Source organism: Paenibacillus sp. TSM33 (assembly GCF_056099025.1).
In genome coordinates, this window is the sequence record NZ_JBLZXB010000017.1 from 42,953 (window position 1) to 55,744 (window position 12,792).

Sequence of the window (12,792 nt, forward strand, 5' to 3'; positions counted from 1 at the left end):
GGAGATCAAAGGAATAAGTCTGGATCAACAGATGCTTCGTCTTCCCGTTTTTTTAAATTAAATTGGAAACGTTTCAAAAATGAAAATATCCTATGTCAAGAAAGGGAGTGTAATGGTGAATACAAGAATTAGCGAGTTAGATCATTCCACGATCAAGCCAAATCGCAAAATATGGAACCTGATCAAACGTGATTATGAACTGTATTTGTTTTTGCTGCCAATCATTATTATTTATCTCGTATTTAAATACTATCCGATGTATGGAATACAAATTGCTTTTAAGGATTTTTCACCAAGTCGGGGAATCTGGGGAAGCGAGTGGGTAGGCTTTAAGCACTTTATTGATTTTTTCGATTCCTATAACTTCTGGACGATCATGACTAATACGCTTACACTCAGTGCTCTATCGCTTGTATTTAGCTTCCCAGCTCCGATTATTATAGCGATTATGCTCAATCAGATGCTGGCCAAGAGATACAAGAAAATTGTACAAACTGTAATTTATGCACCGCACTTTATTTCTACCGTAGTGCTCGTTGGTATGCTTAATGTTTTTCTGTCTCCAAACAGCGGAATTGTGAATCACATCATCACTTGGTTTGGGGGAGACCCCATTATGTTTTTGGCCGACGAAGGGTGGTTCCGTCCTTTGTATATATTATCAGGGGTTTGGCAAGAGACAGGTTTTGCTACCATCATTTACCTTGCAGCTCTGGCAGGGGTCAACCCGGAATTGCATGAAGCGGCGATCATGGATGGAGCAAGCAAATGGAAGCGCGTAATGCATGTGGATATTCCAAGCATTTTGCCGACGATCGTCATCTTATTGATTCTCGCACTCGGCAACATTATGGGCATCGGTTTTGAAAAGGCTTTCCTTATGCAGAATGATTTGAATTATGCCACCTCCAATATTATTCCGACCTATGTTTATGAAATTGGGATTCAAAAGGCACAATACAGTTTTTCTACGGCAATTGGCCTATTTAATTCACTTGTAAATATTATCCTGATAGTCACCGTGAACCGGATCGCAAAAAAATTGACGGAAACCAGCCTGTGGTAAGGGGGAGATCATTTTGAATCAATTATTAAAGAGAAAAAGTAAGGGAGACCTATGGTTTGACATCATCAACTACGTCATGCTGACCATAGTTATGTTGCTTGTATTATTCCCGCTGTATTTTGTATTGATTGCTTCACTCAGTGACCCCAATCTCATCTACTCAGGTGAAGTGTGGTTCTTTCCAAAAGGGTTCACGCTGGATGGATACGGGCGAATATTCAGCGATTCATCTATATGGGTTGGATATGCTAATTCGATCTTATATGCAAGTCTAGGAACATTAATCGGAGTTGCCGTGACCGTATGTGCAGCTTACCCGTTAGCTCGTAAAGGACTGGCAGGAAAGTCGGTGATAATGTGGTTTTTACTGATCTCCATGTTTTTTAGTGGGGGATTGATCCCGACCTATTTGCTGATTAAAGATCTTCACATGCTGAATACGATCTGGGCACTTGTTATTCCTGGAGCGGGAGGTGTGTTCAATGTCATTATCGTAAGGACTTTTTTTCAGTCGACCATTCCGGATGAAATGTGGGAGGCCGCTTCCATTGATGGTTGTTCCAATACCAGATTTTTTTGGAGCATCGTATTGCCTTTGTCTAAGTCCGTTATAGCCGTAATGGTACTGTATCATGTTGTCGGGTTCTGGAATGGTTTCTTTGACGCTTTGATTTACTTGAACGATGAAAGCAAGTATCCATTACAACTGGTCCTTCGCAACATTCTTGTCCAGAATCAGGCCAACTCGAGCATGATGATCGACGTGGAATCCTACGCAGCGAAGATGCGCGTTACAGAGCTTATAAAATATGGTGTCATCATAGTATCCAGCCTACCGTTGTTGATTTTGTATCCTTTCCTGCAAAAATACTTTGTTAAAGGCGTGATGATCGGCTCGATCAAAGGCTAACATTGTCATGGTGCCTGAAAGGGGGAATGTGCAACAGAATACCTAAATTCAGCATTCAGACAAGTAAATAACAAGGACAAGGGAAGTTCTCAGCTTGTGGACTGACATAAGGAGGTTATGTACGATGAAATTATTCAAAAGGGCTGGAATTCTAATGCTGGCTGGAGTGTTTGTTCTTAGCGGATGTTCGGGAGGCGGTGGCGAGTCAAAAAATCAGATAGTGAATCCGGATCTGGATGCAAATTTTAATAAAACCGGTCTTCCGATTGTTAAAGATGCGGTGACATTAAAGATGGTATCCCCAAAAGCTGCTTTAGCGCCAGATTACTCAAAAATGGAAATATTTAAGCGGCTGGAAAAACAAACAAACGTAAAAATTGATTGGGAAAACATTCCAGACACTGACTTTGCAGAGAAGAAAAATTTGTTGTTGGCCAGCGGAGACTTGCCAGATGCCTTTTACGGAGCCGGATTCACAGATTACGAGCTAATCAATTATGGTAAAGACGGAACCATTATTCCGCTGGAGAATTTAATTGATAAATATGCGCCTAATTTGAAAGCGCTTCTCGATCGTCGGCCTGACATTAAACTAGCCATCACGGCACCAGACGGTCACATCTATGGGCTGCCGTCGTGGGAAGAGAATAAGCTCGATACCAACCCCTTCTTTCACGTCATCAATAAAAATTGGCTCGATAAATTGGGCTTAAAAGTACCTCAAACGTTGGACGAATACACGCAGGCTTTGATTGCCTTTAAAACGAAGGACCCAAACGGCAATGGCAAGGCTGATGAAATCCCATTAAGCTTTATGCACATGCAGTGGTGTAGTGACATTGCTGGCATATTCGGAGCTTTCGGTATTCCGGATAATTTGGAACATCGGATCGTCCGCGAAGGTAAAGTGATCTTTACAGCTTCGCAACCTCAATATAAGGAAACATTAAAATATATTCATGATAACTGGTATAAGCAGGGGCTGATTGACCCTGAATCGTTCACTCAGGATGCCGCTCAGTATTTAGCAAAAGGCAAAACACCAGATGAAACGCTCGGCTCCTACGTTTGGTGGGAAGTCGAAGAAGTTGTCGGAGCGGAGCGGAGTAAGGATTATGCTCTACTCCCCCCGCTTAAAGGCCCAAATGGAGATCAAATGATTGGCCGCAACAACGGCGGAGGACCGGGACGAGGTAGCTTCGTGATTACAAAGGAGAACAGTTATCCGGCAATGACGATGCGTTGGATCGATCAACAGTATGACCCTTACATGGCGGCTCAAATTCACTGGGGTCCGTTGGATGTCGTATTCAAGAAGGACGAAAAAGGAAAATTGGTGAACCTGCCGCTTCCCAAGGGAGTCTCCGCAGGTGAATTCCGTCAAAAAGTGGCTCCAGGCACAGGGAATCCGGGCGTCATTACTTTCGATGACTTCGGAAAAGTTGTTGATATGGAACCCCGAGCTCAGAAGCGTGCTGAGTATTTGGAGAAATATTACACTCCATATATGAAAGAGGAAAACTATCCGAGCATCTTCTTTGAACCGGATGAACTAGATAAAATCAATCGGATTGAGCCTGAACTTATTAAATATGTAAATACCCAAAGAGGCAAGTTCATCGTCGATGGCGACGTAGATGAAAAGTGGGACAGCTATGTGAAGACACTCGAGAAGATGGGGCTGAACGAATTAATGGAGATCTATCAAAAAGGGTTGGACCGATATAGTGCAAATTTAAAAAATAAATAATCAAACGATAGGTGGGGAGAAAACTGTGCTTGATGTAATAACCATTGGGGAAGTATTGATAGACTTTACGCCATCAGGTCGTACAGCGGGAGGCAACGGGCAGTTTGAATGCAATCCTGGAGGGGCTCCGGCTAACGTAGCAGCTGCTCTATCCCGTTTAGGAGCTAGAGCGACGTTGATTAGCAAAGTTGGAGATGATCAATTCGGTTCCTTGCTGCACGATACCTTGATGAACGGCGGTATCGACGTGTCTGCGCTTACGTTTACAGATGAAGCCAATACAACGCTGGCATTTGTTCATCTGGATGACAACGGAGACCGATCGTTCAGCTTCTACCGGAAACCAGGAGCGGATACATACTTGCGCACGCAGGATGTCCCGTTCGATAGGATTGAAAACTGCCATGCACTGCACTTTGGTTCTTTGTCGATGACCCATGAGCCGGCCCGTACGGCAACAAGAGCGGCAGTTGTGAAGGCTAAAGAGGCAGGAGTCCTGCTTTCATTCGATCCGAATATCCGGTTTGCTTTATGGGAGAGTAAAGAGGAAACGAAACAGAATATCCTTTGGGGCATGAAGTATGCCGACATCCTGAAAATATCGGAAGATGAGCTCCACTTTATAACGGGTACAACTGATGTTGAAAAAGGCTCGCTAGAGCTGCAACAGCAATTCGGCATCGCTGGGATCTTCGTAACTTTAGCGGAAAAAGGCTGCTATTACCGATTAGCAGGTCATGACGGATATGTGCCGGGTTTTCAAGTAGAGGCCATTGATACGACAGGAGCCGGCGACGCTTTTCTGGGCTGCTTGTTATATAAGATACTGAATGCTGGTATTTCTTTGAATCAGCTGACCAAACAGCAAATCATCGGTATGCTAACTTTTGCTAATGCCGGTGGTGCATTAGTAACCACACGGAAAGGGGCTCTTCAATCTATGCCGACGAAAGATGAAATTACCCAGATAATCGAGACAAATAAACAGCACGATGATGATAGATTTAGGCCGGGTTTTCATTTTTCACCTCACTCCCACTGGTTGAATGATCCCAACGGATTAGTCTATTACGAAGGAGCCTATCATCTGTTTTATCAGCACCATCCTTATAGTAACCAATGGGGACCAATGCACTGGGGTCATGCTGTAAGCCAAGACCTGGTTCATTGGGAGCATATGCCTATCGCTCTGTTCCCGGATGAGCACGGCGCTATTTTCTCCGGTTGCTGTGTGGTTGACTGGAATAATAGCAGCGGACTGTTCGATGGTTCCCATGGATTGATCGCACTCTTCACTCATGCAGACAGCTGTCCGGAGACCGGACAACCTCGCCAGCGGCAAAGCCTAGCTTACAGCAGCGATAAAGGCCGAACTTGGCACAAATATGAGGGGAACCCAATACTCGACGAGCATGATCTGGTCGACTTCCGGGACCCCAAGGTGTTCTGGCATTCGCCAAGTGAATGCTGGATTATGGCTCTTGTCGCTGGAGACCACGTTCGGTTTTATCGTTCCGACAATTTACGTGAATGGTCGTTGTCAGGCGAATTCGGAAAGAGTGAAGGCTCGCATGACGGAGTTTGGGAATGCCCTGATCTCTTTGAATTACCGGTTGATGACAGCGGACATTCCAAATGGGTACTTATCATAAGCATCGGAGATAATCCCAACTGTCCGGAAGGCTCACGCACGCAATACTTTATCGGAGAGTTCGACGGAAATACGTTCATCAATGACCATCCGGCCGATCATATCCTGTGGCTGGATTTTGGCCGGGACAATTATGCGGGGGTCACCTGGTCGGATATAGCTGAGCAGGATGGACGGCGTGTGATCATCGGATGGATGAGCAACTGGAAATATGCTAACCAAACGCCTACCGGGGCCTGGAGAGGCACAATGACTCTGCCTCGCGTCTTGTCATTGACCAGCCGAGACGAGGGCGTAGTTCTGACCCAAATGCCTGTTCGGGAAATAGAACAGCTGCGGAAAGGAACGCTCTGCTGGAATGAGGTTAAGGTTAAGCCAGCGGTGCCGTTTACGCAAAAAATGAATGATGTTCTGCTTGAAATTGAAGCGGATATCGACATTCGTTCCGGGGACGAGGTTCATATTAAAATGAAGTCCTCTGGGCAAAGTGAGACTATTATCGGATATGACCCTGTGCGCCAATGGCTATTCATCGACCGTTCGAAATCGGGCCTGACTGATTTCCACCCATCGTTTGCGTGCAAGCACGGTGCTAGAATGGTTTCGGAGAATGGGAAGATCAAACTGCATATTTGGCTGGATCGCAACGCGGTTGAAGTGTACGCGAATGAGGGTTTGGTTGCACTGACGGATCAAATATTCCCTGATGCTCCGATGGATCGTATTGAGATAAGTACGAAATCAGGGGAAGTTGTAGTGAACTCGTTTTATATGCATGCTCTTAACTCCATCCATATTCCCAATGGTCCAACGAAGCAGACATTAAGGAGGGTTGAAGTATGAGCCATGCAACCGATAATCGGGGATTGATCATGTATTGGGCCTTCAATGAAGGAACCGGTACAAGCGCTCTGGAGAGCGTATCCCAAGTCCAGGATAAAATCCAGTACGTATTTAACCAAGCGGAGTTTACTAAACCTTGCCCTCCACGGTGGAGACAGGGGGTAATTGGAAATGGGCTTCTGTTCGATGGTTATTCGACTTACATTGCGCATTCGTTCGATGAGGGAAATCAGAACACCGAGCCAGAGTATCGATCAGCGTTAAGCATAGGAGTATGGGTAGCCCCACGCTCCTATGAATGGGGGGATGATGGCAAATTGTCCGCCATCGTGAACCGCTACAACCTGGACCGCAAGCAGGGTTATCTGCTCGGCATGTTCCGTCACGGTTCCTGGTCCTTCCAAGTCGGGCTGGAAGGAGGGGAATGGAAGGAACTTTGGTCGCCAGACGGCCATGAACTGCCGAAGAATGAATGGTCATACGTCAATGCTGTGTTCGATGGGAACCAAGGGGAAATCAAGCTGTATTTGAACGGCAGTGAAATCGCTTCAGCTGCCGTGCCTCGTGGTTCCCGCCTAGCTGAGGCGGCGGACACGGATCTTCTGATTGGCAAGAATAACCATAGCAGCCTGCTGGCGGAAGTGTTCAGCCTGCACATGTTTAGCGGTATCATTGATGAACTCAAGATTTATAATCGGGCGCTGAGCGCGGAAGAAGTGGCCGCTTCTTATCGGCATGTGCTGGATATCTTTCATGAAGGTATCCGGCCGCAATTAAACTATGACGAGATCAAGCTGGACCGAACGCCACTGCTACTTGATCGGCACAGACCGCAATATCATGTTAGCCCGCCGGCCCATTGGATGAACGAACCCCATGCACCGATCTATTTTGATGGGCAATATCATTTGTTCTATCAGCATAACCCGCAGGGGCCGTTCTTTCATCAGATCCATTGGGGACATTGGGTAAGTCAGGATTTGGTGCATTGGCGTGATCTACCCGTGGCCCTGGCGCCCGAAAAGGATCAGCTCGCACCGGACGGGATCTGGTCGGGAAGCGCAACCTATGATGCTGACGGACTTCCTGTCTTGTTCTTTACGGCAGGTAATGACAGCGCTTCTCCGAATCAGAGCGTAGCGCTTGCCCGAAGTACTTATACCCTTGACGGAAACCCGGATCTGGTTCAGTGGGTCAAACATCCAGAGCCGTTGATCGTGCAGAAGAAGGGAATGGGCGCATTTGGGGATTTCCGAGATCCATTCGTATGGAAGGACGATGACGGCTGGTATGCTCTGGTCGGGTCCGGAATCGAAGGAGGAGCAGCACTGGCATTTGCGTCACAGGATATGCTGAATTGGACGTATAAAGGGCCATTTTTTAAAGCGGATATTCAGAAGTTTCCTTACCTTGGACCCATCTGGGAGCTCCCTGTGCTTCTTCCCCTTGGCAGTGACAAGCAGGGGGTGAACAAACATCTCCTGCTTGTCAGCCCTGTGGGGAAGGGAGCGGATGTCGAGGTGTTCTATTGGATCGGACAACTTGACAAGCAAAATCTTTCGTTCATCCCCGATCAAGAAGAACCTCAATTGATTGACGTTGGGGATTTCCATTTTACCGGACCGAGTGGAATGGTTGATCCGAAGACCGGCAGAAATATCGTCTTTACGATAGCCCAAGGCAACAGGACGTCCGAGATGGAATATAAGTCGGGCTGGGCTCATAACGGAGGCTTGCCGTTAAGCGTGTATTTGAGGGATGACGGACGTCTGGGAATAGAGCCGATTCAGGAGCTTCAATCGCTGCGTGGCCCCAAGCGGCTATCGCTTCGGGACCAGTCATTGGCTGAAACTAATTTACAGCTTAGGAATGTTCATGGTGACATGCTTGAGATTCAATTGGAATTAGAGCCCGGCAGCGCCAAAAAATTCGGAATCAAGGTCCGTTGTACACCAGACGGAGAGGAAGAAACTCTGCTGTATTATAATTGGAATCAAGCGATGCTCTTGGTCGACCGGTCGAAAACGACGCTGCACCCGGGAGAAAAGTGCGGAGGGGTTCAAGGCGGTAAGTTGGAGCTACTTGGGGAGAATCTGAAGCTCCACATTTATTTGGACCGCTCCATGGTCGAAGCCTATGCAAACGGATTGAAAAGCCTGACAACCCGGGTATATCCGAGCCGTATGGATGCTTTGGGACTCGAGATTTGGGGAGATGGAGAACCGTTTGTTAAATCCTTGGATATATGGGATATGCAGTCCATTTGGTAAGACGATTGTTTAGGCGCTCCTTACGAATGGGGTCATGTACAAATGATCAAGTAATTTTGTATTCCTCCGTTTGGAAACGTTTCATTCATATTCTCCCTTCTTCATGACTATTCAACTTTGTACAAGGAGAGCATTTCGAAATGAGGTATTGATGTTTGCAAGTATAACAAGTTTCGAAGGAGGCTCGAGAATGAGGAAAGCCAAAGGAAGAAATTGTTGGATATCGAGAATGGTTATATGGGCTATGGTTCTCCAGCTTGTTGTTCCGGGAATCTCTGTCGCATCCGAAAATAGAACTGTTGCTGGAGAAACGCTCATTCCTAAGAATGATGTGAAATCATCGGTTACAGATGCGATTTATCAAATCAAGAATATTCCTAAGAATGACATGGGATTGTCAGTTCCGGATTCAGTCTATCAAATCCGGAATCCTGGATTTGAAACAGGAGATCTGACGGGATGGACCGTTGTCAAAGGCGATGCGTTCGGTCCGAATAGCGTAACCGACGAAACAACTTGGTGGGCGGAAAAAATACCGTATAACCAGGAAGGAGCTTATCATTTAAACGGCTGGAAGTATGACGAATCTGCGACAGGTATACTTCATTCAAGCACTTTCGAGCTGGGCGGCAGCGGCTGGATCAGCTTCAGGCTTGGCGGTGCGAAAAACCCAGACAAGGTATTTATAAATATTGTGGAAGTCGATACAGGACAAGTTATTGGCCGATACGGAAATAGCGCATTCGCCGACGTTGGCTTCCCAGATCCCGCGCTGGGCATGCGGCTTGCCAATATGGTGCAATACAAGGCGGATCTTTCCACATATTTGGGCAAGAAACTGTATGTGGAGGTCGTCGACAATGCAACCTCGGATTGGGGAGTCATCTTTGCGGACGCATTCTCCATGTACCATGAGTCGGAGCCAGCTGAAGGAATTGTTGCGACGGATATCAAGCCGGATTTCAAGCGCTATGAAATCGATAATCCAAGCTTTGAAACCGGAAATCTCGATGGCTGGACGGTTGAGGGAGATGCTTTTCAAGTGACTGATGAAGCTCATGCGAGCAAAGAAGGGAACTTCTATGCCAAATCCTCCCTACAAGGAAAGGGCTCCATCACTTCTAATTCTTTCACGCTTCAGGGAACCGGAACAATTAACTTTACTATTTTGGATATCCTCAAACCAGAAAACGCATACGTTGCACTTTACGATGCGAACAGCAATACATTGCTTATGAAAACCGGGAATGTCAGTGCGAACGAGAAAATCTCATGGAAAGTACAAGAACACTACAACAAGAAGCTCTATGTAAAGGTTGTCGATCATTCCAATGAAGCCAGCATTGCCGTTGATAGTTTCCAAGCAAGTGGTAAGGGTACTATTTTCTACTTAAACCTTGATGAAGGCGCAGGAAAGAAAGCGCTGGAGAAAGTACACAATCTTAAGCACGATGTGAACTATGTATTTAACAACGCCAGGTATATGGCATCGAAGGATCCGAGATGGACTCCGCGCGGAATAAAAGGCGGCGCCTTATTGTTCGATGGATACTCGAATTATATTGAGGTCAATGCAAACGATACTGTGCCTGTAAGCGACGCGTTAACCATCGAAGCTTGGGTTGCACCGCGTAGCTATGAGTGGGGAGACGGAAACAAGCTGTCTGCGATCGTAAACCAATCCGACCAAGATAAAGCGGAAGGCTTTTCTCTTGGTATGTATCGGCACGGTACATGGTCGATGCAAGTAGGCATTGGTGGTCAGTGGATTCAGGTATGGGTAAAGGATCACCCGTTGGAAAAATACAAGTGGAATTATGTGGCCGCTACTTTCAGTAAAGAAGATGGAAAAATTAAGTTATATCTAAACGGTGAGGAAGTGGCTTCCCAAGCAACCCCCGTCAACGTTCCGATCACACCATCTACCGAAAGCCTGATTATCGGGAAAAATAATAAACCTGTAGAGCTAGCAGGGGTGTTCTCCTTCAATATGTTCAGCGGACTTCTAGATGAAGTGAAGCTGCATAATAAGGCCCTTACGAACCAGGAGATACTTGCTGGATATGAGAGCGTGAAGGAGCTTCATGGAGGTTCAATTCCGAAAATTCCGAATGCGGACATTGATGAAGATCCAAGTGTGTTTGACGGAGATCAGCATCGACCCCAGTACCACGCGATGCCTCCGCAAAACTGGATGAATGAAGCACATGCACCGATTTACTATAACGGCAAATACCATTTATTTTATCAACATAACCCGCAAGGTCCATTCTGGCATCAAATCCACTGGGGGCATTGGGTGAGTGACGATATGGTGAACTGGGAAAATGTAAGACCTGCTCTTGCGCCCGAAGCGGGCACCCTAGATCCGGACGGCACGTGGTCAGGCAGTGCAGCGTATGATCGAAACGGCAATCCTGTTCTGTTCTATACCGCTGGCAATGACTCCTTGTCGCCGAACCAAAGAACAGGGTTGGCAACTCCGGCGGATTTGTCCGATCCCTATTTGGAAAAATGGGTGAAATATCCTAAACCGGTAACGGAGCAGAACGGAAAAGGCATCCACAACGAGTTCCGCGATCCGTTTGTATGGTACGACAAAGAGGTGGACAAGTGGTATCAGCTAGTGACATCTGGTCTTCCAGACTTCAGCAGCGGCACAGCTTTGGTGTATGTATCCGATGATATGTACAATTGGGAATATAAGGGGCCGTTATACGTTAGTGACAGAAGCCGTTATCCGGAGTTGGGGACGGTATGGGAGCTACCAGTGTTATTGCCGTTAGGCACGGATAGTACGGGCAAGCAAAAATATATTTTCATGATTAATCCCCATGAAAAGCCGGAGCATGTTCCTCCAGCGAACGATGTGCAAAGAGATGTTGAGGTCTTTTACTGGATCGGGACCTGGGACCGGGATAACTTTAAATTTATTCCTGATCAGGAGGCACCCTCCAAAATGGATGTAGGTGACGGCTATTTAACCGCAGAGAGCGGTCTGGTCACACCCGACGGAAGATCGGTCGTATTTTCCATGGTGCAAAATGTAAGAACACCGCAAGCCGAATATCAATCCGGATGGGCTCATAATTTATCTTTGCCGGTTTCCCTAAGCCTCGATAAGCATGATAAATTGCATATCGAACCGATTAAAGAACTACAGAGCCTTCGAGGGAAAAAATGGGTTGATTTTTCGGACAAAAATTTGGAAAGTGCCAATCAATTGATTAAGAATGTCAAAGGCGACATGCTAGAGATTGTGATGGAGATTGATCCGCATGAGGCCCAGAAATTTGGTCTCAAGGTGCGACGCTCGGAAAAAGGCCAAGAAGAGACGCTCATTTACTACGACAAGAAGAACGGGACATTTAACGTGGATCGAACCAAGAGCAGCATTGATCCGGATGTGCGTGTGGACGGCATTCAAGGAGGATATGTAGATCTTGAAGGAGAGAACTTGAAACTCCATATCTTTCTCGATCGCTCGGTCATTGAAGCCTTTGCAAATTACAAGAAGAAGCTGACAACTCGTGTCTATGTAGGCAGATACGATTCCTTAGGCTTACAGATCTGGGCCGATGGCGATATCAATATCAAATCCATGCAAGTATGGGATATGAATGCCTTAACGGGTAAACCAGCTGCTCCGGTCTATGTACCCGATAAGTGGGATAATTCTGTGTATAAGGATATTACAGAGCTGCCTAACCATGATTTTGCTACGGGCGACTTAACAGGATGGATGACGGAAGGAGACGCCTTCCAGAATGTCCATGTGACCAATACCCAGTTCTTCTGGGACAACATTTACTTCAACCCGTCGCATAAAATTCCGGGCGGCTACCATTTGTGGGGCTTCAACGAGCAAGCCGGCGGCGACAGCTTAACCGGAGCGCTAAGATCTCAAAATTTCGTCCTTGGTGGGAACGGTAAGATCAACTTCCTTATCAGCGGCGGCCGGGATATAGATCGTCTGTATGTTGCGCTGGTTCGGGTGTCGGACGGCAAAGAGTTATTTAAAGAGACAGCGACCAATTATGAGGAATATCAACGGAAGATTTGGGATGCGTCGGATTATATCGGCGAGGAGCTTTATATAAAGGTGGTCGACCAATCCAAAGGCGGGTTTGGACATATCAACGTAGATGATTTTAATGTACCTGTTCAGGTAAAGAAGAAAACCAACAACTGACTCTTGTTACTACGTGAGTCTTGTAGTCACTCCAAACAAACCGAATACTCAGATAGCTTGTCATTCGAAATGGCAAAGGAAAAGGGCAGGTACTTGTAAAACGAAGCTGA

Annotated in this window: 6 protein-coding genes; all 6 read left to right on the forward strand. The window is 46.5% G+C overall.

Going from position 1 to position 12,792, the window contains the following annotated elements:
- Window positions 1-112 precede the first annotated feature (112 nt).
- The 6 genes from ACN6NF_RS12120 to ACN6NF_RS12145 all read left to right on the forward strand — a co-directional run bounded on the left by ACN6NF_RS12120 (window position 113) and on the right by ACN6NF_RS12145 (window position 12,682).
- Window positions 113-1,066, forward strand: coding sequence for an ABC transporter permease (locus ACN6NF_RS12120; RefSeq protein WP_474317938.1), 954 nt, complete (start codon window positions 113-115; stop codon window positions 1,064-1,066).
- 13 nt (window positions 1,067-1,079) lie between these two features.
- On the forward strand, window positions 1,080-1,976 hold the full coding sequence (locus ACN6NF_RS12125) for a carbohydrate ABC transporter permease (protein ID WP_474317940.1): 897 nt from the start codon (window positions 1,080-1,082) through the stop codon (window positions 1,974-1,976).
- Window positions 1,977-2,100: 124 nt separating this feature from the next.
- Window positions 2,101-3,726, forward strand: coding sequence for an ABC transporter substrate-binding protein (locus tag ACN6NF_RS12130; RefSeq protein WP_474317942.1), 1,626 nt, complete (start codon window positions 2,101-2,103; stop codon window positions 3,724-3,726).
- Window positions 3,727-3,751: 25 nt separating this feature from the next.
- Entirely contained in the window at window positions 3,752-6,220 is a 2,469-nt protein-coding gene (locus ACN6NF_RS12135; protein WP_474317943.1) for a PfkB family carbohydrate kinase, read from the forward strand.
- On the forward strand, window positions 6,217-8,490 hold the full coding sequence (locus ACN6NF_RS12140) for a GH32 C-terminal domain-containing protein (RefSeq protein WP_474317945.1): 2,274 nt from the start codon (window positions 6,217-6,219) through the stop codon (window positions 8,488-8,490). Before ACN6NF_RS12135 ends, ACN6NF_RS12140 begins: the two co-directional genes overlap by 4 nt.
- A 190-nt stretch (window positions 8,491-8,680) precedes the next feature.
- On the forward strand, window positions 8,681-12,682 hold the full coding sequence (locus ACN6NF_RS12145; RefSeq protein WP_474317946.1) for a GH32 C-terminal domain-containing protein: 4,002 nt from the start codon (window positions 8,681-8,683) through the stop codon (window positions 12,680-12,682).
- The last annotated feature ends 110 nt before the right edge of the window (window positions 12,683-12,792 follow it).